This window comes from Actinomyces dentalis DSM 19115 (assembly GCF_000429225.1).
GTDB classification, from domain to species: domain Bacteria; phylum Actinomycetota; class Actinomycetes; order Actinomycetales; family Actinomycetaceae; genus Actinomyces; species Actinomyces dentalis.
Map to the genome: position 1 here is coordinate 100,772 of NZ_AUBL01000001.1, position 26,546 is coordinate 127,317.

Below are 26,546 nucleotides of genomic sequence, written 5' to 3' on the forward strand. Positions count from 1 at the left end.
GGATGACCGAGCAGACCCGGACGGACCCTCGAGAGCCCGTCGGGGCGGACGGCGCCCCGCGGGGCCTGAGCGCCTCCCAGGTGCGCGAGCGCGTGCGCCGGGGGCTGACCAACGCCTACCGGGAGCCCAGCTCGCGCTCGGCGGCGGCGATCCTGCGGACCAACCTGCTGACCGTCTTCAACGCCATCCTGGGCGTCGCCCTGGTCGTGGTGCTCCTCGTGGGGCAGTGGGTGGACGCGCTGTTCGGCTTCGTGCTGGTGCTCAACACGGCCACGGGAACCCTCGCCGAGGTCCGCGCCAAGCGCGCCCTGGACCGCCTCAGCGTCCTCCAGGCGCCCACCGCCCACGTCCGGCGCGAGGGGCGCGAGGCCGACGTCGACGTGGCGGACATCGTCCTGGACGACGTCGTGCGACTGCGCAGCGGGGAGCAGGTCCCCGCCGACGGCGAGCTCCTGACCGCCGACGGGCTGGAGATCGACGAGTCCATCCTCACCGGGGAGTCCGACGCCGTGCGCCCCGAGCCGGGCGCCCGGGTCCTGTCGGGCACCACGGTCACGGCGGGGGAGGGGCTCATGCGCGCCACCGCCGTGGGCGAGCGGGCCTACGCCCACCGGCTGGCGCGCGAGGCCCGCCGCTTCTCCAGGGTCGGCTCCGAGCTCCAGGAGGGCACCGACCGGGTCCTGCGCTGGATCTCCTGGGTCATCGTGCCGGTGGCGCTGCTGCTGGCCTGGTCGCAGATCAGCGCGGCGGGCGGCTGGCAGGCGGCGCGGGCCACCGGCGCCTGGCGCATGGCGACGGTCGCGGCCATCGCCGGGGTCGTGGGCATGGTCCCCCAGGGGCTGGTGCTGCTCACGAGCGTCAACTTCGCCACCGCCTCGCTGCGCCTGGCCCGCCGCCGCGTCCTGGTCCAGGAGCTGCCCGCCGTGGAGGTCCTGGCCCGCGTCGACACGCTGTGCCTGGACAAGACCGGCACCATCACCACCGGGCGCATCCGCCTGGAGCGCGTCGAGGGCCCCGGCGGGGCCGGGGCGGGGCCCGAGCTGCGCGGCGCCCTGGCGGCCCTGACCTCGCAGGAGTCCAATGCGACCGCCCTGGCCGTGCGCGAGGGGCTGGGGGAACTCGGCGCGCCCGGGCCCGACGACGACGCCGGCGGGCGGACCGGGACGGACGACGCCGACGGGCGGCGCGTGCCCTTCTCCTCGCGGCGCAAGTGGTCCGCGGCGGGCGCGGGCGGGCGGACCTGGGTCATGGGCGCCCCCGAGATCGTCCTGGACGGGGCCGAGGGGGCCGGGGCGCTGCTGGCGCGCGCCCGGGAGCTGGCCGGGCGGGGCCTGCGCGTGGTGGGCCTGGCCGTCGCCGACGTCGGCTGCGGGCGCGCGCCCGACGGGGACGCCGCCCTGCCCGACGGGCGCGCCGCCGCCGGCCTGGTCGTCCTGGCCGAGGAGGTCCGCCCCGACGCCGAGCGGACCCTGGCCTACTTCCGAGACCAGGGCGTGCGGGTCAAGGTCATCAGCGGCGACAACCCCGTCACCGTGGCCGCCGTCGCCCGCCGGGCCGGCGTGCGCGCGGCCGGGGCCGGCGGGGGCGGGGCGGAGGCCGTCGAGGGCGGGGCCGATGAGCCCGGGCCCGGGCGGGACGGGGATCTCGCCGTCGTCGACGCGCGCACCCTGCCCGCCGACGCCTCCGCCCCCGAGGAGCTGGACGCCCTGGCCGACTCGGTCGAGGGCGCCGACGTCCTGGGGCGCGTCACGCCCGAGCAGAAGCGCGCCTTCGTCCGGGCCCTGCGCCGTCGCGGGCGCACCGTGGCCATGACGGGCGACGGCGTCAACGACGCCCTCGCCCTCAAGGACGCCGACCTGGGCATCGCCATGGGCAACGGCGCGCCGGCCACGCGGGCGGTGGCGCGCCTGGTCCTGCTGAGCGGGGAGTTCTCCGCCCTGCCCGGCGTGGTCGCCGAGGGGCGGCGGGTCATGGCCAACACGGAGCGGATCGCCTCCCTGTTCCTGTCCAAGACCGTCTACGCTAGCCTCATCGCCGTCGTCGTCGCCCTCACGGCCATCTCCTACCCCTTCCTGCCGCGCCAGCTCACCATCGTGTCCTCCCTGACGATCGGGATCCCCGCCTTCGTCCTGGCCCTGGCCCCCAACCGCCGCCGCTACCGCTCCGGCTTCCTGCGCCGCGTGCTGGTCCTGTCGGTGCCCGCGGGCCTGGTCGCGGGCGCGTGCACCCTGGCGGCGCGCACCTGGCTGGCCGCCGTCGGCGCCCCCGAAGGGCAGGTGACCACGGGCGCCACGCTCGTGCTGGTGGCCTGCGGACTGGCGCTGCTGACGCTGACGGCGCGGCCCCTGTGGGGCTGGCGCCTGGGCCTGATCGTCCTCATGGGCGCCATCGCGGTGGCGGGCGTCCTCGTCGCGCCGGTGCGGGCCTTCTTCCTCCTGGAGTGGCCGGCCCCCACGACCTGGCTGGTCGTCGCGGTCATGACGGGCGTTGTCGTCGCCCTGATGCACCTGGTGGGCTCGCTCGGCCCCCGCCTGGCGGGCCCGGAGCCGGGCGCGGGGCGCCCGAGGGCCGATCGGTGAGACGAATCGGCCCCATGGGGCCGATCGGCTGACGGGGGCCCGACCCGCCCGGGGGCTCAGGCCAGCAGGCCGATGACCGGGTTCCACTCCCGCGCGACCCGCTCGGCGATGAAACCGGCCCTGTGGAAGGGGTCGTCGTCCAGGAGGGCCAGGGCGCCGGCCTCGTCCTCGGCGCGCACGACGATGAGGGCCTCGTGCGTGCCGGGGTGGGGGCCGGCCGCCAGCAGCAGCCCCCGGTCGGCGAGCCGGCCGTTGAAGGCCCGGTGCGAGGGGCGCATCTTCGCCATCTCCTCGTCCTGGTCGGTGACGTAGCGGTACTCGACGGCGTAGATCCTGCTCATGGCCCCAGCCTAGACGGTGCTGCGCCCGCCGGGGCGCCGCTGCGCTGGTGCGGGTGGGGCTCCTGGGGCGTGCCGGGGCGGGGGCGTGTCCGAATCTGTTGCAAAGGCGCCCCGGGCCGGGATCGGTGGCGAGAAGAAGCGCGGAATATCAACGTTTCCCTTTCGGAGCCCCGGCACGATCGGGGCCTTTGCAACAGATTTGGACAATCGGCGCCGCCGCGGCCCCTCGGAGGAGAGCCGCCGGTTGGACGACGACCACGACGGGCGCCCCGATGACCGGACGGAGTCCGCGGGAACCCCGCCCGACGCGCGAGCACGTCACTTAACCCTCGAGCACGTCTGCTAGAGGTACGTGCTCGAGGGTTACCCGACGTGCTCGCGGGTTAAGTGACGATCTCGCGGACCGCGGGGGTGCGCAGCGGAGGGCGAAGAGGCGCAGCGGAGGAAAAGGGGCGCAGTAGAGGGTGAAGGGGCGCAGTGAAAGAGGGGGCGGTGGACGCCGCGGAGCACCGGCGCGGGGCGGCCGCCGGGCGGGGCGGGCGCCCCGGACCGGCGCGCCGACCGCCCGGAGTGGCCAATCCCTCGCCGCCCCGCCTCGAACACGTGTTTGGGGTTGCGGTCCTCCCTCCTAGACTCGGCGTCGTGAACGACTCCCTCATCATCCGCGGCGCACGAGAGCACAACCTCAAGGGCGTGAACCTGGACCTGCCGCGCAACGCGATGATCGTCTTCACCGGCCTGTCCGGCTCGGGCAAGTCCTCCCTCGCCTTCGACACGATCTTCGCCGAGGGCCAGCGCCGCTACGTGGAGTCCCTGTCCTCCTACGCCCGCCAGTTCCTGGGCCAGATGGACAAGCCCGACGTCGACTTCATCGAGGGCCTGAGCCCGGCGGTGTCCATCGACCAGAAGTCCACCTCCCGCAACCCCCGCTCCACCGTGGGCACCGTCACCGAGGTCTACGACTACCTGCGCCTGCTCTACGCGCGCGCCGGCGTCCAGCACTGCCCCGTGTGCGACGCGGTCATCTCCTCACAGACCCCCCAGCAGATCGTCGACCGGGTGCGCGCCATGGACGAGGGCACCCGCTTCCAGGTCCTGGCCCCCGTCGTGCGCGGCCGCAAGGGCGAGTACGCCGAGCTCTTCGCAGACCTTTCCGCCCGGGGCTTCTCGCGCGTGCGGGTCGACGGCATCATCCACCGCCTGGGGGACGTGCCCGCGCTCAACAAGAGGCTCAAGCACGACATCGAGGTGGTCGTCGACCGCCTCGTCGTGCGCGAGGGCATCCGCCGGCGCCTGACCGACTCGGTCGAGACGGCGCTGGGCCTGGCCGACGGGCTCGTCGTCATCGACAAGGTGGACCTGCCCGCCGAGGATCCCGATCGCGAGCACCGCTACTCCGAGAAGCGGGCCTGCCCCAACGAGCACCCCCTGTCCCTGGACGAGATGGAGCCGCGCACCTTCTCCTTCAACGCCCCCTACGGCGCCTGCCCCGCGTGCACCGGCATCGGCACCCGCCTGGAGGTCGACCCCTCCCTGGTCGTCCCCGACGAGGAGCTGACCCTGGCCGAGGGCGCCATCGCCCCGTGGGCGGGCCACCAGAAGTACTTCACCCGGCAGCTGGCGGCCCTGGGGGAGGAGCTCGCCTTCGACGTCGACACCCCCTGGCGGGCCCTGCCCGACCGCGCCAAGGAGGCCATCCTGCGCGGCAAGGACTACGAGGTCCAGGTCAAGTACCGCAACCGGTGGGGGCGCGAGCGCATCTACTCCACCGGCTTCGAGGGCGCGCTCGACTACGTCATGCGCAAGCACGACGAGACCGAGTCGGAGTGGTCCAAGGAGCGCTACGAGGGCTACATGCGCCGGGTGCCCTGCCCGACCTGCCACGGCGCGCGCCTCAAGCCCGAGGTCCTGGCCGTGCGCGTGGGGGACAGGTCCATCGCCCAGCTGTGCGAGCTGCCCGTGGGCGAGGCCCGCGACTTCCTGGCCGGACTGCACCTGACCGGCCAGGTCGAGCGGATCGCCGCGACGATCCTGACCGAGATCGACGCCCGCCTGGGCTTCCTCGTCGACGTCGGCCTGGACTACCTGAGCCTGGCCCGCGGCGCCGCGACGCTGTCGGGCGGGGAGGCGCAGCGCATCCGCCTGGCCACCCAGATCGGCTCGGGGCTGGTCGGGGTCCTCTACGTGCTCGACGAGCCCAGCATCGGGCTGCACCAGCGGGACAACGCCCGCCTCATCGAGACCCTTCAGCGCCTGCGGGACCTGGGTAACACCCTCATCGTCGTCGAGCACGACGAGGACACCATCCGCTCGGCCGACTGGATCGTCGACATCGGCCCGGGCGCCGGGGAGAGGGGCGGGCGGGTCGTCTACGCCGGCGCCCTGCCGGGACTGCTCGACGCCGCCGACTGCCTCACCGGCGACTACCTGGCCGGGCGCCGCGCCATCGAGGTGCCCGCCGTGCGGCGCAGGCCGGTCAGGGGCCGGGAGGTCACGGTGGTGGGGGCCCGCGAGAACAACCTCAAGAACATCACCGTCTCCTTCCCCCTGGGCGTGCTCACGGCCGTCACCGGCGTGTCCGGATCGGGCAAGTCCTCGCTGGTCAACTCGATCCTCTACCAGGTCCTGGCCAACCGGCTCAACCGGGCCCGGGGCGTGCCCGGGCGGCACAGGACGGTGCGCGGCCTGGACGACCTGGACAAGGTGGTGCACGTGGACCAGTCGCCCATCGGCCGCACCCCCCGCTCCAACCCGGCCACCTACACGGGCGTGTGGGACCACATCCGCAAGATCTTCGCCGCCGTGCCCGAGTCCAAGGCGCGCGGCTACGGGCCCGGCCGCTTCTCCTTCAACGTCAAGGGCGGGCGCTGCGAGGCCTGCAAGGGCGACGGCACGCTCAAGATCGAGATGAACTTCCTGCCCGACGTCTACGTGCCCTGCGAGGTCTGCGGCGGGGCCCGCTACAACCGGGAGACCCTGGAGATCCGCTACAAGGACGCCACGGTCGCCGACGTGCTGGACATGACCATCCGCCGGGCCGGCGAGTTCTTCGCCGCCACCCCGATCATCGCCCGCCACCTGAGCACGCTCGTCGACGTCGGCCTGGGCTACGTGAGACTGGGGCAGTCGGCCACCACCCTGTCCGGCGGGGAGGCGCAGCGCGTCAAGCTGGCCACCGAGCTCCAGCGCCGCTCGACGGGCCGGACCGTCTACGTCCTGGACGAGCCGACGACGGGCCTGCACTTCGAGGACATCCGCAAGCTCCTGGCGGTCCTCCAGGGCCTGGTCGACAAGGGCAACACGGTGGTCGTCATCGAGCACAACCTCGATGTCATCGCCAACGCGGACTGGGTCATCGACCTGGGGCCCGAGGGCGGCCGGGGCGGCGGGGAGGTGGTGGCCGCCGGCACCCCGGAGGAGGTGGCCGCCGACCCCGCCTCCCACACCGGCCGGTACCTGGCCCCGCTGCTGGAGCGCTCGCGCCGCTGAAAGGGGCGGGGGCGGGCGTCGCCCGGCCGGTCCGCGGGCCGGGGGCGGGCGGCCTCAGGCCCCGGGGCCGCCCGGCCGCCCGGAGTCGCCCTGCTCCCGGGCCTCCCGGGCCCCCTCGGCGTCGGTGGCGGCCCGGTTGTAGGCCAGGGACAGGCCGAAGCAGACGACGCCGCCCACCAGCAGCGCCAGGATGCGCGTGAGCGAGCTCTGGGCGACGACGTCGAAGACGGCGAGCTTGAGGACCGCCACCAGGACCAGGGCCAGGCCGTAGTGGCGCAGCGCCGTCGCCCCGATGGCGAATCCCAGCAGGATGCACGCCGCGCCCGTGCCCAGGGCGATGACCGTCATAATGACGGAGGAGGCCCGGGCGTCGCTCAGCGCGATGATCGACCACCACAGCACCAGGGAGCTCAGCCCGGCCGCGGCCAGGGCCGCGCCGGCGCGGCGGATCCACGGCAGGAGCAGGCGGTCGGCCGTGACGGTCAGGACGACGGCGGCCACGACCAGCGCCAGCGCGGGGGCGAACCGGGCGGAGCCGGCGGCGAGCAGGTCGACGAGGGCTCCGCCGGCCAGGACGACGGCGCCCACGACCGTGCCGGCCGGGGGCGCCGGGGTCAGGGCGCGCCCGGCGGCGTCGACCCCGGGGCGCAGCCCGATCATGGCGCCGCGCGCGAGCGGCAGGGGAGAGGCGTCGGGGTGGAACAGGCCCAGCGCGCTCAGGGCGGTCAGCGCCGCCGACATGAGCACCGCCCCCGTGGCGCGGGCGGCGTCGGGCGCCCAGGGCACCAGTCCGGCGATCAGGACCGGGGCTGAGACGGCCAGGGCGGCCCCGCCCAGCCAGGCGCCGGCGCGCAGCGCGGTGCGGCGCGCGAAGCGGGCCCGCGGGTCGGCGTCGTCGGGCAGCGCGGCCTCGCACAGGGGGCAGGCGGCCAGCATGACCAGCGCGGCCGCCAGCGCCGAGGCGAGGGCGGGCCGGTCCCGGTTGCAGGCGAGCAGGGCGCCGCCGGCGCCGGCGGCGGCGAGGGGGACGGTCCAGGCGGCGCCCTCGCGCGCCAGGCCCCACACGGGCAGCGCCACGGCGAGGGCGAGCAGGACGGCGGCGCGCGCCTCGACGAGCAGGAGCATCAGCCCGACCACGACGATGCCGCCGAGGAGGGCCGCGAGGGGCCCCGGGCGCCGGCCCCGCGGCCGGCGCGCCAGGAGGATCACGGCGCTCGCCACGATCTGCACCGCCAGGACGAGCAGCACCGCGGCCGTCCGCTGCCCGGGCGCCGTCAGCCGCCCCAGGCTCAGCGCGGTCACGACGGCGGTGACGACCTGCGCGGCGGCCCAGTCCCAGCCGATGGCGCCGCGCCGGCCGTGGTTCCACAGCAGGGCGTCGGCCTGGAGGACCTGGGCGTGGAGGAGGGCGATCGCGGCGGCGACGAGGGCCAGCGCGGCCGGGGCGAGGTCGGCCGAGCCCAGGGGGCCGTGCGAGGGCGCGGCCAGCGCGGCGAAGGACGTGGTCGTCACCCCGATCACCGGGTACCACACGGCCCCGGGCATCCGCCCGGCGGTCCCGGCGAGCAGGGCGCAGGTGACGGCCAGCACGAGGGCGTAGAGCTCGATGAGCAGCCATTCCGTGAGCGCGAGCTCGGGGTGCGCCAGGGCGTGGAGGGAGGCGAAGCCCATGGTGACCAGGGCGCCCACCATGGACACGACGGCGGTGAACACCTGCCGGGTCAGGCGCGACAGGAGCAGCAGCACCAGGCCCCACAGCGCCATGAGGCCGAAGGCGGGGCGGGCGGGGACGAGTCCGTCCAGGAGCACGCCGCTGATGACGGCGACGAAGCCCAGGGCCCCGCCGGTGCCGGTGAGCGTGGCCGCGGCGACGCGCTGGCCGGGGCGGGCGACCGCCAGGCGGGTGCCGACCCCCACGAGCGCGAGCGCCGCCAGGGCGAGGGAGCCGATTTTGACGCCGTCGGGGATGGACTCCCAGGTGAGCGCGACGAGGCTGACGGCGGCCAGCACGATGAGCAGGGTCGCCGCCGCCGAGAGCAGGTAGCGCCCGATGTTGCCCTCCGCGCGGGCGCGCTCCCACCAGGCGGGACCGGCGGGGGAGGGGCCGACGGCGGGGCGCGCGCCCGGCCCGCCCGCGGAGACGGCCGGGGCTGCCGGAATCCGGGTCGGCCGGGCCGCGGGGACCGGCGGCGCCGCGCCCGGGGCGGCGGGGCGGGGACGGGGCTCGACCGGCGTCCACGGGCGGGGCGACGGCGTCGGACCGGGTTCGGCGGGTTCGGCGGGCTCGGGCCGGGCCGGTTCGACCGGTTCGACCGGTCGGGGCCCGTCGGTCGGGGCGGGCTGGGGACGGGGCTCCGCCGGGTCGGGCCCGGACTCGGCGGGCCCGACCCGCTGCGCGGTGGGCTCGTGGGCGGGCGCGGCGCCCTCCACGTGGGCGAGGACGGCGATGCGGCGGGCGATCCAGTCGAGCTTGCGCTCCATGAGGTCGAGGCGCCGCAGCACCTCGGTCAGGTCCTCGCCCGGCCGGCGCGGGGCGTAGGGGTTGTCGGGGCGGGGCATGGGCGGTCTCTCCTGACGTGCCTGCGGGGGACGGCGCCCACGCTAGGCCAGGGGGCGGCGGATTCATATGGGCGGGCCGACTTCTGTGGATAACCGGGCGGCTGGCGCCGTCGGGCGTGCGGGCGGGGCCGCGGACTACCCTGCAGTCATGAGCGAGAACGGACTCACCGCCGCCCGGACTAAAATGCGCGATGCCGGGGTCGCGCAGCAAGCCATCGACGTCTTCACCCACTACTACACCCAGCTCGAGGGCGGGGCCACGGGCCTCATCCCCGAGGAGACGATCGAGCCGCTCACGCGGATCGACTCCATCGACGGGGCCGCGATCGACGAGGACGCGGCCCGCGAGGCGCTCGACCGCACGGCGCTCATCAAGCTCAACGGGGGCCTGGGCACCTCCATGGGCATGGACCGGGCCAAGTCCCTGCTCCCGGTCCGCGACGGGCGGACCTTCCTCGACCTGCTCGTCGACCAGGTCATGGCGGCGCGCCGGCGCTACGGGGTGAGACTGCCGCTGATCTTCATGGACTCCTTCCGCACCCGCTCCGACACCCTGGCCGCCCTGGCGGCCCGCCCCGGCATCGAGGTCGACGGCCTGCCCCTGGACTTCCTGCAGAACCGCGAGCCCAAGCTGCGGGTCGACGACCTGAGCCCGGTGCAGTGGCCCGCCGACCCCGAGCTGGAGTGGTGCCCGCCCGGCCACGGCGACATCTACACGGCCCTGATGGCCTCCGGGGTCCTCGACGCCCTGCTGGAGCGCGGCTACCGGTACGCCATGACCTCCAACTCGGACAACCTGGGGGCGGCCCCCTCCGCCCGCATCGCCGGCTGGTTCGCGGCCTCCGGCGCCCCCTACGCCCCGGAGGTGTGCCGCCGCACGCCCGCCGACGTCAAGGGCGGGCACCTGGCCGTGCGCAGGAGCGACGGGCGCATCATCCTGCGCGACACGGCGCAGACGCCCCCCGAGCAGATGCGCTTCTTCACCGACCAGTTCCGCCACCCCTTCTTCCACACCAACAACCTCTGGTTCGATCTGGAGGTCCTGCGCGACACCCTGGTCGAGCGCGGGGGGATCCTCGGTCTGCCGCTCATCCGCAATGAGAAGACGGTCGACCCCTCCGACCCCGCCTCCACGCCCGTCATCCAGATGGAGACGGCGATGGGCGCGGCCGTCGAGGCCTTCGAGGGCGCCGCCGCCGTGGAGGTGCCGCGCAGCCGGTTCCTGCCGGTCAAGACCACCAACGACCTGCTGCTGGTGCGCTCGGACGTCTACGAGGTCGACGACGACGGGCTGCTGCGGATGGTGCCGGAGCGGGCCTGCGAGGTGAGCCTCGATGCGCGCTTCTACAAGCGGATCGGCGACTTCGAGGCCCGCTTCCCCCACGGCGTCCCCTCGATCAGGGGGGCCGAGTCCCTGAGCGTGGAGGGCGACTGGACCTTCGGGGCCGGCGTCGTGGCCACCGGCCGGGCGCGCGTCGCGCCGCAGGGATCGCCCGGCGAGATCCCCGCCGGCGCCAGGATCTGAGCGGATCGGCGCCGGGCGGCGGCGCGCAACGGCGCGGGCCCGGACCGTACGGTCCGGGCCCGCGCGCCGGGTGGGCGATACTGGAATCGAACCAGTGACCTCCTCGGTGTGAACGAGGCGCTCTAACCCCTGAGCCAATCGCCCGGCGCGGGGGACAGGCTATCGGGGCGGCGCCCGGCGCGGCAAACAGGAGACCGGTGAGGTGTCTCACCGCGGGGTCGTTTGGTCCGCCCCGCCGGGTGGGTGCTATGGTTTCCCAGCACCGGGCGGGTCGTCCCGCCCCGGGCTCATGCGGATGTGGCTCAGTTGGTAGAGCATCACCTTGCCAAGGTGAGGGTCGCGGGTTCGAGTCCCGTCATCCGCTCCGAGGAGCGGGGGGCCGCCGGCGCCCGGCATCTTCAGCGGTGGGTTGGCCGAGAGGCTAGGCACCGGCCTGCAAAGCCGTTCACACCGGTTCGAATCCGGTACCCACCTCGGGCGATTGGCGCAGCGGGAGCGCGCTTCCCTGACACGGAAGAGGTCACTGGTTCGATCCCAGTATCGCCCACCACCGCCCGTCCGGGCCCCGTCGCCGGACCCGCGGGCGACGACCGAAGGTCACATTCAGGTCACGATTCGGGCGCGCGTGACGTAGGGTGATGGCATGCCCTTGAGGAATCAGGACGAGCGCGAGATCTGGGTCAGGCAGAGGCTGGAGGACATCCGGCGCGACGGGGCCGTCGCCTTCCAGCCCGACGGCGGCATGGCCCGGCGCCGCCTCATCGCCTTCTCGGCCTTCACGGTGATCCCGTGCCTGGTCGCCGTCGTCGCCGGGATGGCCCTGGGGCGGGCGGCGCTCACGGTCGTCGGCGCGATCGCCGGGGCCCTCCTCCTCGGGTTCTGGGTCATCAACTACCGCGTGGAGTCGATGGTCTCGCGCCTGACCCTGACGCCCGCCGGCCTCCGCCACGACAAGCTCAAGGGCGGGGCCTGGACACTGCAGTGGTTCCACCGGTGGTGCGACTTCACGGAGATCCGCGAGGCGCGGGCGCGGGTGCCCGGGAGCTCGTCCATGCGCAGGAACGACATGGGCACGCGCGCCTACTTCTCCGACGGCACCCACGTGCTCCTGCCGGACCTGGTCTTCGCCAACGACCTGGAGGCGGGGCGCGAGCTGCTGCGGGCCGCCCACCGGTTCTTCCTCGACTCCTCGCGCTCCGTGAGCGCCTCCTAGCCCCGGCCCGCCGGCGCCCGGGGTCATGGCGCCTCGTCGGCCGCGTCCCACTGCGAGGGCAGACCCAGGGTCCGCAGCCTCCGGGAGGCCAGCATGAGTCCCAGGGCGAGGGACCCCAGCGCGGTGAAGCCCCACAGGGTCCCGCTGCGCCCCACCGCGTCGAGCCCGCGCCCCGCCAGCCAGGGGGCCGCGGCGGGCAGCCCGAGGTTGATGAGCAGGAGGGCGCCGCCGACCCGGCCGAACATCCCAGTGGGGATGAGCCGCATCACGTAGCCGCCCCCCACGGCGTTCATGATCGGCGCGGCGCAGAAGAGCAGGACCAGCAGCAGGGCGCGGCCGGGCACCGAGGGGACGAGGGCGAGGCCCGCGGTGGCCGACACCGTCACGGCGGTGGCCGCCAGGAGGAGGACCCCGCCGCGCACGCGCTGGCTGAGCCGCGTCGCGCCGGCCGCCCCCACGAGCATGGCGACGCCCGATCCGGTGGTGAGCACCCCGATCCTGGCGGCGGACAGCCCGTCGCGGGACCAGCCGAGGACGACGGCGGTGCAGGAGCCGGTGCCGCTGATGCTCAGAAGGCCGAAGACGAGGGACAGGAAGAGGAGGAAGGGCCGGCCGGCGAGCCAGCGCCAGCCCTCGACGACCTCGGCGCGGGCGCGGCGCGCCCCGGCGACCGGCCCCCGCCCGCCGGGGCGCGCCGGATCGGGCGGGGAGGCGGACCCGGCCCCGGGGCGGGTGTCGGCCCGCACCCGCCAGATGCTGACGGCGGCCAGGACGTGCCCCGCCGCCTCGGCGAGGAAGGGGGCGGCGGGGGAGACGGACATGAGCGCCCCGCCCGCCGGGTTGCTCGCGATGGACAGGGCCGATTCGCGGGCCTGGTTGGCGGCCTGCGCCGAGGGGTAGCGGTCCGGGGGCACGACGTGCTTGATCATGGCGTTCGACGCGAGCCCGAACACGCCGGCGCAGGCGCCGGAGGCGGCCGCGACCACGAGCAGGACCGGCGGGGTGAGCGCCCCCAGCCGCCAGGCGAGCGCCGCCGAGCCGTAGATCGTCGCCCGCGCGAGATCGCCCAGGACGATGAGCCGCTTGCGGTCCACCCGGTCGACGACGACGCCGCCCGGCACGGTCATGACGGTGGACGCGACCGCGCCCACGGTGCCGACGAGCCCGGCCGTCGTGAGCGACCCGGTGGCCGCGTAGGCGATGAGCGGCATGGCGAACGCGCGCAGGGACGAGCCGAAGTCCGCCAGGGTGTCGCCCGTGAACCACAGGAGGTAGTCCCGGCTGCGCCACAGGGGCGGCGACGGGAGGGGGGAGGGACGGGGGCCGGCGGGCGTGGCGCTCATGCGGCACAGCATGCACCCGCACGTCCTCGTGCGCAAGAGATATTGCGAAACAGGTTTTGCGGAACCGCGCGCCCTCCTCCTACCCTTGTCCCCATGCCGCGCCGCATCGCCGATCCCGCCGTCATGAGGGCCGTCGCGCACCCGCTGCGCCTGGCCATCCTCACGGAGATGTGGGACGCCGACCGGCCGCTGCGGGCCACCGACCTCGCCGAGATCCTCGGCGAACCCGCCAACTCCGTCAGCTACCACATCCGCAGGCTGCGGGACGCCGGCTACGTCCTCGACGCCGAGGGCCCCGAGGGAGCCACGGCGCGCGACCACTGGTACGTCTCGCCCCAGCGCGGGATCACGGGCGACGACGCGACCACCGACGCCGACGGCCTGCACGAGGCCCTCGGCGCCGTGCTGCGCACGCGCTACGGCCAGATGGTCGAGCACGTCATCCGCGCCGAGCGGGCGGAGAAGGGGCCCATGCTCCACGCCGACGGCATGATCTGGCTGCCGCAGGACCTGGCCCGCGCCTACACCCGGCGCCTGAGAGACCTGCTCTCCGAGCTGCGTCGGCAGGCCGTCGAGGCCCGCGCCGGCGCCGAGCCCGGCACGCCCTTCACCCGCTACGCCTTCGTCACCGACCTCGTGCCCGAGACCCGCCGGGGCGCCCGCCTGGAGCTGCCGGTCGAGCGCACGCCCGAGCACGACTACCGGGAGTACGACCTGGACGAGTCCTAGGAACCGCGCCCGCCCGGTCGGGCGCCCTGCTCTAGGCTGCCCGTCATGGCCGACCCCTCGACATACCGCCCCGCCCCCGGCGAGATCCCCGCGTCCCCGGGCGTCTACCGGTTCCTCGACGCCGAGGGCCGCGTCATCTACGTCGGCAAGGCCAAGAGCCTGCGCTCGCGCCTGTCGAGCTACTTCCAGGACGTGGCCGCCCTGCACCCGCGGACCCGGAGGATGGTGACCACCGCCTGCGCCGTGGAGTGGACGGTCGTGGGCACGGAGGCGGAGTCCCTGGCCCTGGAGTACTCCTGGATCAAGGAGTTCAACCCGCGCTTCAACGTCATGTACAAGGACGACAAGTCCTACCCGTACCTGGCCGTCACCATGAGCGAGGCCTACCCGCGCGCCCAGGTGGTGCGCGGCGCGCGCAGGGCCGGGACCCGCTACTTCGGCCCCTTCGTGCAGGCGCGCTCCATCCGCGAGACCCTCGACCAGCTCCTGCGCGTCTTCCCCGTGCGCTCCTGCTCGTCCGCAGTGTTCGCGCGCGCCCGCGCCTCCGGGCGCCCCTGCCTGCTGGGCTACATCGACAAGTGCTCGGCCCCCTGCGTGGGCCGCATCGGCGAGGCCGACCACCGGGCGCTGGCCGAGGACCTGTGCTCCTTCCTGGCCGGGCGCACCGGCCCCTACCTGCGCGAGCTCGACGAGCGCATGCGCCTGGCCGCCGCCGACCTGGACTTCGAGAGGGCGGCGCGCCTGCGCGACGACGCCGCCGCGCTGCGCGGGGTCCTCGAGCGCAACGCCGTCGTCCTGCCCGACGCCACCGACGCCGACGTCTTCGCCCTGGTGCGCGACGAGCTCACCGCCGCCGTCCAGGTCTTCCACGTGCGCGGCGGAAGGGTGCGCGGCCAGCGCGGCTGGGTCATCGACCTGGTCGAGGACGCCGACGACGCCGAGCTCGTCGAGCGCCTCCTCCAGCAGGTCTACGGCGACCTGGTCGACCCGGCCGGGACGGGCGCCCCCGAGCGCTCGGGCCCCACGACCTCGCTCGGGGTGGGCGGTCGCGCCCCCGCCGCGCCGGCGCCCCGCTCCGGGCCCGCCCCGGCCCGGCGCGGCGCGGCGGCGGCCACCAGCGTCGACGACGTCGCCCACACCGCCACCACGGCCGTTCCGCGCGAGGTCCTCGTCCCCGCCCTGCCCGCCGACGCGCCCGCCGTGCGCGCCTGGCTGGCCGGCCTGCGCGGGGGCGGGGTCGAGTTGCGCGTGCCGGTGCGCGGGGACAAGGCGGCCCTCATGGGCACCGTGCGCAAGAACGCCGAGGAGGCGCTGCGCCTGCACAAGACGCGCCGCGCCGGCGACCTCACCCGGCGCTCGGCCGCCCTGGAGGAGCTGGCCGGGGCCCTGGACCTGCCCGAGGCGCCGCTGCGCATCGAGTGCTACGACATCTCCCACACCCACGGCGCCCACCAGGTCGGCTCCATGGTCGTCTTCGAGGACGGCGCGCCCCGCAAATCCGACTACCGGCGCTTCACCGTCCACGGCCGGGACGGGACCGGCGCCGTCGACGACACCGCCGCCATGCGCGAGGTCCTCACCCGCCGCTTCAAGCGGCTGCTGGCCGAGCAGGGCGCCAGCCCGGAGGAGGGCGCCGAGCCCGCCGGGACCGACGGCGGGACCGCCGGGACCGCCTCACCCGCCGCCTCGGGGCCCATCGACCCCGGCACCGGCCGGCCCCGGCGCTTCTCCTACGCCCCCGGCCTCGTCGTCGTCGACGGCGGAGCGCCCCAGGTGGGGGCCGCGCGCACCGCCCTGGACGAGCTCGGCGTCGACGTGCCGCTCATCGGCCTGGCCAAGCGCCTGGAGGAGGTGTGGATGCCGGGCGAGGAGTTCCCCGTGGTGCTGGCGCGCACCTCGCCCGCCCTCCACCTGCTCCAGCACCTGCGCGACGAGTCCCACCGCTTCGCCATCACCCACCACCGCGCCCGGCGCTCGGCCGGCATGACCCGCTCCGCGCTCGACGACGTGCCCGGGCTGGGGCCCGCGCGCCAGGCCGCCCTGCTCAAGGAATTCGGCTCCGTCAAGCGGCTGCGCGCCGCCACCGCGGAGCGGATCGCCTCGGTGCGGGGCATCGGCCCCACCCTGGCGGCTACGATTCTCGCGCACCTCAACCCGGTCCCGGACAACCCCCCGGGCACCGCCGACGAGCACAACAGGTAAGGACCACCCATGAGGCCCCCCGCGACATCCGCACCCGCCGGCCCGCGCTTCCCCGACGGCTTCCTGTGGGGAGGGGCCACCGCCGCCAACCAGATCGAGGGCGCCTACGACGAGGGCGGCAAGGGCCTGAGCATCCAGGACGTCATGCCCCACGGCATCATGACCCCGCCCACCGCCGCCCCCACCCCGGACAACCTCAAGCTCAAGGCCATCGACTTCTACCACCGCTACGCCCAGGACATCGCCCTGCTGGCCGAGATGGGCTTCAAGGTCTTCCGCTTCTCCATCGCCTGGAGCCGCATCTTCCCCCGCGGCGACGAGACCGAGCCCAACGAGGAGGGCCTGGCCTTCTACGACCGCGTCCTCGACGAGCTCGAGCGGCACGGCATCACCCCGCTGATCACCATCAGCCACTACGAGACCCCGCTGCACCTGGCCCGCACCTACAACGGCTGGACCGACCGGCGCCTCATCGGCTTCTACGAGCGCTACGCCCGCACCCTGTTCGAGCGCTACGGCGAGCGCGTGAAGTACTGGCTCACCTTCAACGAGATCAACTCCGTCCTCCACGAGCCCTTCATGTCCGGCGCCATCGCCACCCCCAAGGAGGAGCTCGATGAGCAGGACCTCTACCGGGCCATCCACCACGAGCTCGTCGCCTCCGCCGCCGCCACGAAGATCGCCCACGAGATCGACCCCGACATCAAGGTCGGCTGCATGATCCTGGCCGTGCCCGTCTACCCCCTCACCCCCGACCCGCGCGACGTGTGGGCCGCCAAGCGGGCCGAGCGCGCCAACTACGCCTTCGGCGACATCCACGTGCGCGGCGCCTACCCCGGCTACCTGCTGCGCACCCTGCGCGACAAGGGCATCGAACCGGACATCACCGAGGCCGACCGCGCCCTGCTGCGCGAGCACACCGTCGACTTCGTCTCCTTCTCCTACTACATGTCCGTGTGCGAGACCGCCGCCCAGCAGGCCGAGGCCGGCGAGGGCAACCTCATGGGCGGGGTCCCCAACCCCACCCTCAAGGCCTCCGCATGGGGCTGGCAGATCGACCCGGCGGGCCTGCGCACCGTCCTGAACGACTACTGGGACCGCTGGGGCAAGCCCCTGTTCATCGTCGAGAACGGCCTGGGCGCCAAGGACGTCCTGGTCGACGGCCCCGACGGGCCCACGGTCGAGGACGACTACCGCATCGCCTACATGAACGACCACCTGGTCCAGGTCGCCGAGGCCATCGCCGACGGCGTGCAGGTCCTGGGCTACACCTCCTGGGGCTGCATCGACCTGGTGTCGGCCTCCACCGCCCAGATGTCCAAGCGCTACGGCTTCATCCACGTCGACCGCAACGACGACGGGAGCGGCACCCTGGCCCGCCGCCGCAAGAAGTCCTTCGACTGGTACAGGCGGATCATCGCCTCCAACGGGGCCGACCTGCGCCCCTGAGCCCGCGCCGGGCCGGCCGGGGCGGTCAGCGCACGCCCACCGCCCCGGCCGCGGCCCGGGCGCGCTCGCGGGCGGTGGCCACGTCGTCGGCCTGCGCCACGGCCACCCCCAGGCGCCGGCCCGGGCGCGCCACGGGCTTGCCGAACAGGCGCAGGTCCGCCCCCGGCACGGCCAGCGCCTCGGCGACGCCCTCGAAGCGCACCCCCGCGCCCGGGTCGCCGGCCAGCGGGGACCTGATGACGGCGGAGGCCGCGGGGGAGCGCAGCGAGGTGTCCACCGGCAGGCCCAGCAGGGCCCGGGCGTGCAGCTCGAACTCGCTCAGGCGCTGGCTCGCCAGGGTGACCAGGCCGGTGTCGTGGGGGCGGGGGGAGACCTCGGAGAACAGGACCTGCCCGCCGCGCACGAACAGCTCGACGCCGAACACGCCCCAGCCGCCCAGCGCCCCCGTCACCGCCGCGGCCGCGGCCCGGGCGCGCTCCAGGGCCGCCGGCTCCAGCGCCTGCGGCTGCCAGGACTCCACGTAGTCGCCGTCCTCCTGGCGGTGCCCGATGGGCTCGCAGAAGCTCGTCGCCGTTTCCCCGGTGCGCGGATCGCGCCAGCGCACCGTGAGCAGGGTGATCTCGACGTCGAAACGCACGAAGCCCTCCACGATGATCCGGCCCCGGTCGACCCGGCCATCAAGGGCCGCGTAGCGCCAAGCCGTCTCCAGGTCCTCAGGACCACGAAGCACCGACTGGCCGTGGCCCGAGGAGGACATGACCGGCTTGACCACGCACGGGAACCCCACCCGCCGGGCCCCGGCCTCCAGCTCGGCCGGGGACGAGGCGAAGACGTAGGGGCTGGTGGGCAGCCCCAGCTCCTCGGCCGCCAGACGGCGGATGCCCTCGCGGTCCATGGTCAGGCGGGCCGCCCGCGCCGTCGGCACCACGCGCACGTCCCCGGCCTCCTCCAGGGCCACCAGGGCGTCGGTGGCCAGGGCCTCGATCTCGGGGACGACGACGGCGGCGCCGCACGAGCGGATGGCCGCGGTCAGCGCCCCCGGATCGCTCATGTCCACCGTCAGGGCGTTGTGCGCCACCTGCTGGGCGGGGGCCCCCTCGTAGCGGTCGATGGCGGTGACCTCCACCCCCAGGCGCGTCAGGGCGATGGCGATCTCCTTGCCGAGCTCGCCCGAGCCCAGCAGGGCCACGCGGGTGGCCGAGTCCGTCCACGGCGTGCCCAGGACGGCGGGCGGCGGGGGAGGGGGCTGAGTGCTCACGGCGGACCCTTCGTCGACGGTCGGGCGCGCAGGGCGGCGGCGCCTGGCCCCACGCTACCGGTCGGCGTGCCATGATCGGGTCATGGACTCTCAGGACCGCAGCCTCCCGCGCCCGACCGAGACCGGGACCGGCCCCGGCCGGGACGCGGTGCCCGCCTCGATCCCGGAGGCGGACCTGGTCGCGCCGCCCGTCCGCCCGGCCGAGCGGCCCGAGATGATCATCGTCACCGGCATGTCCGGGGCGGGCCGCTCCCGGGCGGCCAACGCCCTGGAGGACCTGGACTGGTACGTCGTGGACAACCTGCCCCCGCAGCTCCTGCCGGCCCTGGCGGGGATGATGACCTCGGTGGGGGCGGGCGTGCACCGGCTGGCCGCCGTCGTGGACGTGCGCAGCCGCGCCTTCTTCGCCAGCTTCATGCAGTACCGGCGCGAGCTGCGCGAGGCGGGCACGAATGTGCGCGTGCTCTTCCTCGACGCCTCCGACGCGAGCCTGGTGCGGCGCTTCGAGTCCTCCCGCAGGCCCCACCCCCTGCAGGGCTCGGGCACCATCCTCGACGGCATCGAGCAGGAGCGGACGCTGCTGGGGGGCCTCAAGGCCGTGGCGGACGACGTCATCGACACCACGAACCTGTCCGTCCACGAGCTGGCCCGGCGCGTGCGCGAGCTGGTGGCCACCGAGTCCGACCTGGCCCTGCGGGTGACGGTCATGTCCTTCGGCTTCAAGTACGGCCTGCCCATGGACGCCGACCAGGTCCTCGACGTCCGCTTCATCCCCAACCCCTACTGGGTGACCGAGCTGCGCCACCTGACGGGGCGGGACGCGCCCGTGGCCGACTACGTCTTCCGCCAGGGCGGCGCCGCCGCCTTCGTCGACGGCTACGCCGACCTGCTGGCGCCGGCCCTGCCGCGCTACGTCGACGAGCTCAAGCCCAATGTCACCATCGCCGTCGGCTGCACCGGCGGCAAGCACCGCTCGGTCGCCTCCGCGGAGCGCATCGCGGCGCGCCTGCGCTCGGCGGGCTTCGCCGTCGTCGCCCAGCACCGGGACCTGGGAAGGGAATAGACATGAATCAGAAGCGGTCCACGACCCTGGACGCCGACGGGTGGCCGCGCCGCGGCGAGGAGGGGCCGGCCGTCGTGGCCCTGGGCGGCGGGCACGGCCTGTCCGCCACCCTGCGGGCCCTGCGCCACGTCACGCACCGGCTGACCGCCGTGGTCACCGTGGCCGACGACGGCGGCTCCTCGGGGCGGCTGCGACGCGAATTCGGCTGCCTGCCCCCCGGCGACCTGCGGATGGCCCTGGCGGCGCTCACCGACGACTCCGAGTGGGGACTGACCTGGCGCGACGTCCTCCAGCACCGCTTCGCCGGCCACGGCGAGCTGGACAACCACGCCCTGGGCAACCTGCTCATCCTGGCCCTGTGGCAGCTGCTGGGCGACGACGTGGGCGGCCTGGACTGGGTGGGGCGGCTGCTGGCCATCCACGGGCGCGTCGTGCCCATGAGCTCCTCGCCGCTGGTCATCGAGGCCGACGTCGTCGACGGCGAGCGCCGCGAGCGCGTCAGCGGCCAGGTGGCCGTGGCCACCGCCCGCGGGCGGCTGGAGAACGTGGCCCTCGTGCCCGCCGACGCCCAGGCCCACCCGGTGGCCGTGCAGGCCATCGAGGGGGCCGACTGGGTGGTCCTGGGCCCCGGCTCCTGGTACAGCTCGGTGCTGCCCCACCTCATCCTGCCCTCCATGCGCCGGGCCCTGCTGGAGGCGCGAGCGCGCAGGGTGCTCATCCTCAACCTGTCCGCGCAGCACGGGGAGACGGACGGGATGACCGCCGCGGACCACGTGCGCGTCCTGGCCGACTGCGCCCCGGACCTGCGCCTGGACGTGATCCTGGCCGACCCCTCCACCGTGGAGGACATCGAGGCGCTGGGCTCCGTGGCCCGCTCCATGGGCGCCACGCTCGTGCTGCGCCAGGTGCGCTCCAGCGACGGGCTGTGCCACCATGACCCGTTGCGGCTGGCCGCCGCCCTGCGGGACGCCTTCGACGGCGTCGTCGGCGACGTCGGCCCCGCCGGGGCGCCCGCCTGAGCGGGCCCGCGCCGCCCGTCGGCGCGCCGCCGATCCATACACCGCCGATCACAATCGAGGAGCCCCACATGTCGCTGACGGTCGCCGTCAAGGACGAGCTGGCGCGCGTCGCGCCCGGCACCTCCGCCCAGAGGCGCGCCGAGGTCGCCTCGATGCTGCGCTTCGCGGGGGGCCTGCACATCGTGTCGGGCCGGATCGTGATCGAGGCGGATCTGGACCACGGGGGGGCGGTGCGCCGGCTGCACCACGCGCTCAGGGACCTGTTCGCCATGGAGTCGGAGCTGGTGGTCGTGCGCGGCGGGTCCCTGCACCGGGGCTCGCGCTACGTGCTGCGCGTGACCGAGCGGGGCAAGGACCTGGCGCGGCTGACGGGACTGGTGGACGGGCGCGGCCGGCCGGTGCGGGGCATGCCGGTCGCCGTCGTCCAGGGCGGGCGGTCCGCGGCGGCCGCCGCCTGGCGGGGGGCCTTCCTGGCGCGCGGCTCGCTCACCGAGCCGGGGCGCTCCTCCTCCCTGGAGGTCACCTGCCCCGGCAGCGAGGCGGCCCTGGCCCTGGTGGGCGCGGCCCGCCGCTTCGACATCGTGGCCAAGGCCCGGGAGGTGCGCGGGGCGGACCGGGTGGTGGTGCGCGACGGGGAGGCGATCGGCGTCCTGCTCAAGAGGATGGGGGCGGCCGAGGCCCACCGGCGGTGGGGGGAGCGGCGCTCCCGGCGCGAGACCCGCGGGACGGCCAACCGGCTGGCGAATTTCGACGACGCCAATCTGCGCCGCTCGGCGCGCGCGGCGGTCGCCTCGGGGGCGCGCGTGGAGCGGGCCTTCGAGATCCTGGGCGAGGACGTGCCCGCCCACCTGGTCCAGGCGGGGCGCCTGCGCATGGAGCACAAGCAGGCGAGCCTGGAGGAGCTGGGGCAGCTGTCCGACCCCCAGCTGACCAAGGACGCCGTGGCCGGGAGGATCCGGCGCCTGCTGGCCATGGCGGACAAGCGCGCCCACGAGCTGGGGGTGCCGGACACGGAGTCGGTGCTCACCCAGGAGATGCTCGACATGTGAGGCGCGCCGCCGTTTCGGGGCGGTCGTCTAGGACGACGGTCCCGGTGATGTGACCCTCGTGCGTCACACGGGGCGCGGCGGCCCGCCCTGTTCGCCCTTGGCGTGGTCGGCGGTCACACGCGGCCAGTTCGTGACGCTACACTCACTAGCGCTGGACCACGTGGGTTCGCCCGCGGGCTCCGGGGCACACATGGTGTGCGACAAGCTACGAATCACGTACGCCCGATCGGCGTACTAGGAGGACGCAAAGTGACCACCCGCGTTGGCATCAACGGCTTCGGCCGGATCGGCCGCAACTTCTTCCGCGCCGCCCTCGAGCAGAAGGCGGACCTGGAGGTCGTCGCCGTCAACGACCTGACGGACAACAAGACCCTGGCCCACCTGCTCAAGTACGACTCCATCCTCGGCCGCTTCGGCGGCGAGGTCTCCTACGACGACGAGGGCATCGTCGTGGACGGCAAGCACATCAAGGTCCTGGCCCACCGCGACCCGGCCGAGCTGCCCTGGGGCGAGCTGGGCGTGGAGGTCGTCGTGGAGTCCACCGGCTTCTTCACCGACGGGCTCAAGGCCAAGGCCCACATCGACGGCGGCGCCAAGAAGGTCGTCATCTCCGCCCCCGCCAAGAACGTCGACGGCACCTTCGTCATCGGCGTCAACGAGGACAAGTACGACCCGGCCACCCAGAACATCATCTCCAACGCCTCCTGCACCACCAACTGCCTCGCGCCCCTGGCCAAGGTCCTCAACGACAAGTTCGGGATCGTCCGCGGCATCATGACCACGATCCACTCCTACACCGGCGACCAGCGCATTCTCGACGCCCCCCACAAGGACCTGCGCCGCGCCCGCGCCGCCGCCCTGTCCATGATCCCGACCAAGACCGGTGCGGCCCAGGCCGTGGCCCTGGTCATCCCCGACCTCAAGGGCAAGTTCGACGGCCTGGCCGTGCGCGTGCCGACCCCGACCGGCTCGCTGACCGACCTGACCTTCCAGGCCGAGAAGGAGGTCTCCGTCGAGCTGGTCAAGGCCGCCGTCAAGGAGGCCGCCGAGGGCCCGCTCAAGGGCATCCTGGCCTACACCGAGGACCCGATCGTCTCGGCGGACATCATGGGCGACTCGCACTCCTCGATCTTCGACGCCACGGAGACCAAGGTCATCGGCGACCTGGTCAAGGTCCTGTCCTGGTACGACAACGAGTGGGGCTACTCCAACCGCCTCGTCGACCTGACCGAGTACGTCGCCGAGCGCCTCTGAGGACGCCGGCGAGCACCATGCTCATCTGAGACTGCGCCCGCGCACGCACGATCGCGTGCGCGGGCGCAGTCCGCACCACCCACCCACCCGCACCACCACCGATGAGAGGCTCCATGAAGACCATCGAATCCCTGGGCGACCTGGCCGGCAAGCGCGTCCTGGTCCGCTCCGACTTCAACGTTCCGCTCGACGCCGAGAAGAACATCACCGACGACGGCCGCATCCAGGCCGCCCTGCCCACCCTCAGGCTCCTCCTGGACGCCGGCGCCAAGGTGATCATCGTCGCGCACCTGGGCCGTCCGAAGGGCAAGGTCAACCCCGACTACTCGCTGGCCCCGGTGGCCGAGCGCCTGCGCGAGGTGACCGGCGTGGAGGTGACCCTGGCCCCCGACACCGTGGGCGAGGGCGCCAGGGCCGCCGTCGCCGCCCTGAAGCCCGGCAACATCGTCCTGCTGGAGAACGTGCGCTTCAACGCCGCCGAGACGTCCAAGGACGACGCCGAGCGCGCCGCCTTCGCGGCCGAGCTGGCGTCCCTGGCCGACGTCTTCGTCTCCGACGGCTTCGGCGTGGTCCACCGCAAGCAGGCCTCCGTCTACGACGTCGCCAAGCTCCTGCCGGCCGCCGCGGGCCTGCTGGTGCGCAAGGAGATCGAGGCCCTGTCCAGGGCCGTGAAGGACCCCGAGCGCCCCTACACGGTGGTGCTGGGCGGCTCGAAGGTCTCCGACAAGCTCGGCGTCATCGCCAACCTCCTGACCAAGGCCGACCGCCTGCTCATCGGCGGGGGCATGGCCTACACCTTCCTGGCCGCCCAGGGCAACGAGGTGGGCGCCTCCCTGCTGGAGAAGGACCAGATCGACACGGTCAAGGGGTACCTGGCCACCGCCGAGGAGCGCGGCATCGAGCTCCTCCTGCCCGTGGACACGGTCGTCGCCCCGGAGTTCGCGGCCGACGCCCCGGCCACCGTCGTGCCCTCCAACGCCATCCCGGCCGACCAGATGGGCCTGGACATCGGCCCCGAGACCCGCAAGCTGTTCGCCGACGCCATCGCCACCTCCAAGACGGTGGTGTGGAACGGCCCCATGGGCGTCTTCGAGTTCCCGGCCTTCGCCGCCGGCACCAAGGCCGTGGCCCGGGCCATCTCCGACTCGTCGGCCTTCAGCGTCATCGGCGGGGGCGACTCCGCCGCCGCGGTGCGCACCCTGGGCTTCGACGTGTCCACCTTCTCCCACATCTCCACCGGCGGGGGCGCCTCCCTCGAGCTCCTCGAGGGCAAGACCCTGCCCGGCATCGCCGTCCTGGAAGGCTGAGCAGACGATGAGCAACCGCATCCCGCTCATGGCGGGCAACTGGAAGATGAACCTGGACCACCTCGAGGCCAACCACCTCGTCCAGGGGCTGGCGATGGCGCTGGCCGACTCCGACCACGACTACGCCAAGTGCGAGGTCCTGGTCATCCCGCCCTTCACGGACATCCGCACCGTGCAGACGATCGTCGAGGCCGACTCGCTGCCCCTCAAGTACGGCGCCCAGGACGTGTCCATCCACGACAACGGCGCCTACACCGGCGAGATCTCCACGGCCATGCTCACCAAGCTGGGCTGCAGCTACGTGGTCATGGGCCACTCCGAGCGCCGCGAGTACCACGGCGAGTCCGACCAGCTGGTGGGCGCCAAGGCCCGCAAGGTCCTGGACGCGGGCATGACCCCGATCCTGTGCTGCGGCGAGGCCCTGGAGGTGCGCAGGGCGGGCACGCACGTGGAGTTCGTGCTCGGCCAGATCCGCGCCGCCCTGAAGGGCTGGAGCGCCCAGGACGCGGCCAGGATCGTCATCGCCTACGAGCCCATCTGGGCCATCGGCACCGGCGAGACGGCCACGGCCGCCGACGCCCAGGAGGTCTGCGGCGCCATCCGCGCCGCCCTGCGCGAGGACTTCGGCGCCGCCACCGCCGACGCCACCCGCATCCTGTACGGCGGCAGCGCCAAGCCGGGCAACATCAAGGAGCTCATGGCCCAGGACGACGTCGACGGCGCGCTCGTGGGCGGCGCCTCGCTCAAGGCGGACTCCTTCGCGGCCATGGCGAACTTCTACGCCTGAGCCCGATCCGCCCCGCCGCGGACCGGCGGGGCGGATCGTGACCGGGGTCCGGCCATCTCACACGCGGGGCGGCCGGGCCCCGGCGCGCGCATCGGGTAGAGTCGGCGCCGAGCCCGGCCGCGCGGCTCTGGACGACGAAGGAAGACTGAAACCGGCATGAACATCCTGAAGATCATCCTCGAGGTCCTCCTCGTGCTCTCCAGCTTCTTCCTCATCATGTCCGTCCTGCTGCACAAGGGCAAGGGCGGCGGCCTGTCGGACATGTTCGGCGGGGGCATCTCCTCGTCCGCCGGCTCCTCCGGGGTCGCCGAGCGCAACCTCAACCGCATCACCGTCGGCGTGGCCCTGGTGTGGACCATGACGATCATCGGCCTCGGGCTCGTCCTGAAGGCCACGTCCTGACCGGTCACGACGACGAGCCCGGCCCGCCCCGCCCCGACCCCCCGCGATGACGCGCTCGTGCGCGCGCTGCGGGGGTATTTGGCGCACCTGCGCGTCGAGCGGGGCCTGAGCCCCAACACCCTGGCGGCCTACGAGCGCGACCTGAGCCGCTACACCGACTTCCTGTCCTCGCGCGGGATCGACGGGCCCGACGCGGTGAGCGAGGAGGACGTGTCCGCCTTCGTCGAGGCCATCCGCGCGGGCGGCGACGGCGCCCGCCCCCTGGCCGCGTCCTCGGCGTCGCGCACCGTCACCGCCGTGCGCGGGTGGCACCGGTTCCTCCTGGCCGAGGGCTCCACCGCCGTCGACCCGGCCGCCGCCGTGCGCCCGCCCCAGGTGGGGCGCCGCCTGCCCAAGGCGCTGAGCGTCGAGGAGGTGCGCCGCCTGCTGGAGGCCGGTGCGGACCCCGACTCGCCCGCGGGGCTGCGCGACCGGGCGCTGCTGGAGCTGCTGTACGCCACCGGGGCCCGCATCTCCGAGGCCGTGGGCCTGGCCGTGGACGACCTGGACCGCGACTCGCACTGCGTGCGCCTGTTCGGCAAGGGGCGCAAGGAGCGCATCGTCCCCGTGGGCCGCTGCGCCCGCGACGCCCTGGACGCCTACCTGGTGCGCGGGCGCCCTCTCCTGGCCCAGCGGGGGCGGGGGGCGCCCGAGGTCTTCCTCAACACCCTGGGCCGGCCCCTGTCGCGCCAGTCGGCCTGGGGCGTGCTCCGGCAGGCGGCCGAGCGCGCGGGCCTGGGGGAGGGCCGGCACGTGTCCCCCCACACCCTGCGCCACTCCTTCGCCACCCACCTGCTCGCCGGGGGCGCCGACGTGCGCGTGGTCCAGGAGATGCTCGGGCACGCCTCGGTGACCACCACGCAGATATACACCAAGATCACGGTTGAGCATCTGCGCCGGGTTTACGCCACCAGCCATCCGCGCGCCCGGGGCTGAGAC

The 26,546-nt window shown here is 74.3% G+C and carries 19 protein-coding genes and 4 tRNA genes; 18 read left to right on the plus strand and 5 right to left on the minus strand.

Annotated elements, in window-relative coordinates; all coding sequences use genetic code 11:
• Positions 1-2 precede the first annotated feature (2 nt).
• Positions 3-2,579 carry an HAD-IC family P-type ATPase gene (locus G446_RS15070; RefSeq protein WP_051285518.1) on the plus strand — a complete coding sequence of 859 codons (2,577 nt, stop codon included), beginning with the start codon at positions 3-5 and terminating at the stop codon, positions 2,577-2,579.
• A gap of 56 nt (positions 2,580-2,635) precedes the next feature.
• Here the strand turns inward: G446_RS15070 and G446_RS0100435 are convergent, their stop codons facing one another.
• On the minus strand, positions 2,636-2,920 hold the full coding sequence (locus G446_RS0100435; RefSeq protein ID WP_026408635.1) for a YciI family protein: 285 nt from the start codon (positions 2,918-2,920) through the stop codon (positions 2,636-2,638).
• A 642-nt stretch (positions 2,921-3,562) separates the two neighbouring features.
• Here G446_RS0100435 and uvrA point away from each other — a divergent pair.
• On the plus strand, positions 3,563-6,409 hold the full coding sequence (gene uvrA, locus G446_RS0100440) for an excinuclease ABC subunit UvrA (RefSeq protein WP_026408636.1): 2,847 nt from the start codon (positions 3,563-3,565) through the stop codon (positions 6,407-6,409).
• A 54-nt stretch (positions 6,410-6,463) separates the two neighbouring features.
• On the opposite strand, the gene G446_RS0100445 is transcribed toward uvrA, so the two are convergent.
• On the minus strand, positions 6,464-8,968 hold the full coding sequence (locus tag G446_RS0100445) for a DUF2339 domain-containing protein (RefSeq protein WP_026408637.1): 2,505 nt from the start codon (positions 8,966-8,968) through the stop codon (positions 6,464-6,466).
• 148 nt (positions 8,969-9,116) lie between these two features.
• On the opposite strand from G446_RS0100445, the gene G446_RS0100450 reads away from it, so the two are divergent.
• A complete protein-coding gene (locus tag G446_RS0100450) occupies positions 9,117-10,493 on the plus strand; it encodes a UTP--glucose-1-phosphate uridylyltransferase (protein ID WP_026408638.1) in 1,377 nt (458 codons plus the stop codon).
• A gap of 71 nt (positions 10,494-10,564) precedes the next feature.
• On the opposite strand, the gene G446_RS0100455 is transcribed toward G446_RS0100450, so the two are convergent.
• Positions 10,565-10,637, minus strand: a tRNA-Val gene (locus G446_RS0100455).
• Between the two features lie 147 nt (positions 10,638-10,784).
• Between G446_RS0100455 and G446_RS0100460 the strand changes: the two genes are divergently transcribed.
• The 4 genes from G446_RS0100460 (at position 10,785) to G446_RS0100475 (ending at position 11,706) form a co-directional block, all read left to right on the plus strand.
• A tRNA-Gly gene (locus tag G446_RS0100460) sits at positions 10,785-10,857 on the plus strand.
• 39 nt (positions 10,858-10,896) lie between these two features.
• A tRNA-Cys gene (locus G446_RS0100465) sits at positions 10,897-10,967 on the plus strand.
• A 1-nt stretch (position 10,968) separates the two neighbouring features.
• Positions 10,969-11,043, plus strand: a tRNA-Val gene (locus G446_RS0100470).
• 93 nt (positions 11,044-11,136) lie between these two features.
• The gene (locus G446_RS0100475; RefSeq protein ID WP_026408639.1) at positions 11,137-11,706 is read left to right on the plus strand and encodes a hypothetical protein; all 570 of its coding nucleotides are present in this window, start codon (positions 11,137-11,139) and stop codon (positions 11,704-11,706) included.
• Positions 11,707-11,729: 23 nt separating this feature from the next.
• Here G446_RS0100475 and G446_RS0100480 read toward each other — a convergent pair whose 3' ends face one another.
• Positions 11,730-13,049 carry an MFS transporter gene (locus G446_RS0100480; RefSeq protein WP_169721259.1) on the minus strand — a complete coding sequence of 440 codons (1,320 nt, stop codon included), beginning with the start codon at positions 13,047-13,049 and terminating at the stop codon, positions 11,730-11,732.
• Positions 13,050-13,142: 93 nt separating this feature from the next.
• On the opposite strand from G446_RS0100480, the gene G446_RS18505 reads away from it, so the two are divergent.
• From G446_RS18505 to G446_RS0100495, 3 genes are read left to right on the plus strand one after another with little or no spacing between them, the layout of a single operon-like run.
• Complete coding sequence (locus tag G446_RS18505) at positions 13,143-13,778, plus strand: ArsR/SmtB family transcription factor (protein WP_051285503.1); 636 nt, start codon at positions 13,143-13,145, stop codon at positions 13,776-13,778.
• Positions 13,779-13,823: 45 nt separating this feature from the next.
• The gene (gene uvrC / locus G446_RS0100490; protein ID WP_026408641.1) at positions 13,824-15,980 is read left to right on the plus strand and encodes an excinuclease ABC subunit UvrC; all 2,157 of its coding nucleotides are present in this window, start codon (positions 13,824-13,826) and stop codon (positions 15,978-15,980) included.
• Between the two features lie 9 nt (positions 15,981-15,989).
• Positions 15,990-17,429 (plus strand): glycoside hydrolase family 1 protein, encoded by a 1,440-nt coding sequence (locus tag G446_RS0100495; protein WP_026408642.1) that lies wholly within the window; start codon positions 15,990-15,992, stop codon positions 17,427-17,429.
• Between the two features lie 25 nt (positions 17,430-17,454).
• Here the strand turns inward: G446_RS0100495 and purT are convergent, their stop codons facing one another.
• Positions 17,455-18,687 carry a formate-dependent phosphoribosylglycinamide formyltransferase gene (purT, locus tag G446_RS0100500; RefSeq protein WP_034468513.1) on the minus strand — a complete coding sequence of 411 codons (1,233 nt, stop codon included), beginning with the start codon at positions 18,685-18,687 and terminating at the stop codon, positions 17,455-17,457.
• A gap of 82 nt (positions 18,688-18,769) precedes the next feature.
• On the opposite strand from purT, the gene rapZ reads away from it, so the two are divergent.
• The 8 genes from rapZ (at position 18,770) to xerD (ending at position 26,543) form a co-directional block, all read left to right on the plus strand.
• Entirely contained in the window at positions 18,770-19,750 is a 981-nt protein-coding gene (rapZ, locus tag G446_RS0100505) for an RNase adapter RapZ (protein WP_026408644.1), read from the plus strand.
• Positions 19,751-19,752: 2 nt separating this feature from the next.
• A complete protein-coding gene (locus G446_RS0100510; RefSeq protein ID WP_034468518.1) occupies positions 19,753-20,769 on the plus strand; it encodes a gluconeogenesis factor YvcK family protein in 1,017 nt (338 codons plus the stop codon).
• 68 nt (positions 20,770-20,837) lie between these two features.
• Positions 20,838-21,818, plus strand: coding sequence for a DNA-binding protein WhiA (whiA, locus tag G446_RS0100515; RefSeq protein ID WP_026408646.1), 981 nt, complete (start codon positions 20,838-20,840; stop codon positions 21,816-21,818).
• Positions 21,819-22,067: 249 nt separating this feature from the next.
• Positions 22,068-23,072, plus strand: coding sequence for a type I glyceraldehyde-3-phosphate dehydrogenase (gene gap / locus G446_RS0100520; protein WP_026408647.1), 1,005 nt, complete (start codon positions 22,068-22,070; stop codon positions 23,070-23,072).
• A gap of 113 nt (positions 23,073-23,185) precedes the next feature.
• Positions 23,186-24,379 carry a phosphoglycerate kinase gene (locus G446_RS0100525; RefSeq protein WP_026408648.1) on the plus strand — a complete coding sequence of 398 codons (1,194 nt, stop codon included), beginning with the start codon at positions 23,186-23,188 and terminating at the stop codon, positions 24,377-24,379.
• 7 nt (positions 24,380-24,386) lie between these two features.
• Entirely contained in the window at positions 24,387-25,166 is a 780-nt protein-coding gene (gene tpiA, locus G446_RS0100530; protein WP_026408649.1) for a triose-phosphate isomerase, read from the plus strand.
• A gap of 156 nt (positions 25,167-25,322) precedes the next feature.
• Entirely contained in the window at positions 25,323-25,568 is a 246-nt protein-coding gene (secG, locus tag G446_RS0100535; RefSeq protein ID WP_026408650.1) for a preprotein translocase subunit SecG, read from the plus strand.
• A 66-nt stretch (positions 25,569-25,634) separates the two neighbouring features.
• Entirely contained in the window at positions 25,635-26,543 is a 909-nt protein-coding gene (gene xerD, locus G446_RS0100540) for a site-specific tyrosine recombinase XerD (protein WP_026408651.1), read from the plus strand.
• Positions 26,544-26,546: the final 3 nt, after the last annotated feature.

What these genes read in the sequence shown, in the direction of transcription:
- whiA (WP_026408646.1), top strand. Translation starts at nt 20,838, where the DNA reads ATGTCGCTGACGGTCGCCGTCAAGGACGAGCTGGCGCGCGTCGCGCCC.
- G446_RS0100475 (WP_026408639.1), top strand. Translation starts at nt 11,137, where the DNA reads ATGCCCTTGAGGAATCAGGACGAGCGCGAGATCTGGGTCAGGCAGAGG.
- G446_RS0100435 (WP_026408635.1), bottom strand. Translation starts at nt 2,920, where the DNA reads ATGAGCAGGATCTACGCCGTCGAGTACCGCTACGTCACCGACCAGGAC.
- G446_RS0100450 (WP_026408638.1), top strand. Translation starts at nt 9,117, where the DNA reads ATGAGCGAGAACGGACTCACCGCCGCCCGGACTAAAATGCGCGATGCC.
- rapZ (WP_026408644.1), top strand. Translation starts at nt 18,770, where the DNA reads ATGGACTCTCAGGACCGCAGCCTCCCGCGCCCGACCGAGACCGGGACC.
- G446_RS0100480 (WP_169721259.1), bottom strand. Translation starts at nt 13,049, where the DNA reads ATGAGCGCCACGCCCGCCGGCCCCCGTCCCTCCCCCCTCCCGTCGCCG.
- secG (WP_026408650.1), top strand. Translation starts at nt 25,323, where the DNA reads ATGAACATCCTGAAGATCATCCTCGAGGTCCTCCTCGTGCTCTCCAGC.
- G446_RS0100495 (WP_026408642.1), top strand. Translation starts at nt 15,990, where the DNA reads ATGAGGCCCCCCGCGACATCCGCACCCGCCGGCCCGCGCTTCCCCGAC.
- G446_RS0100510 (WP_034468518.1), top strand. Translation starts at nt 19,753, where the DNA reads ATGAATCAGAAGCGGTCCACGACCCTGGACGCCGACGGGTGGCCGCGC.
- G446_RS15070 (WP_051285518.1), top strand. Translation starts at nt 3, where the DNA reads ATGACCGAGCAGACCCGGACGGACCCTCGAGAGCCCGTCGGGGCGGAC.
- G446_RS0100525 (WP_026408648.1), top strand. Translation starts at nt 23,186, where the DNA reads ATGAAGACCATCGAATCCCTGGGCGACCTGGCCGGCAAGCGCGTCCTG.
- G446_RS18505 (WP_051285503.1), top strand. Translation starts at nt 13,143, where the DNA reads ATGCCGCGCCGCATCGCCGATCCCGCCGTCATGAGGGCCGTCGCGCAC.
- G446_RS0100445 (WP_026408637.1), bottom strand. Translation starts at nt 8,968, where the DNA reads ATGCCCCGCCCCGACAACCCCTACGCCCCGCGCCGGCCGGGCGAGGAC.
- uvrC (WP_026408641.1), top strand. Translation starts at nt 13,824, where the DNA reads ATGGCCGACCCCTCGACATACCGCCCCGCCCCCGGCGAGATCCCCGCG.
- tpiA (WP_026408649.1), top strand. Translation starts at nt 24,387, where the DNA reads ATGAGCAACCGCATCCCGCTCATGGCGGGCAACTGGAAGATGAACCTG.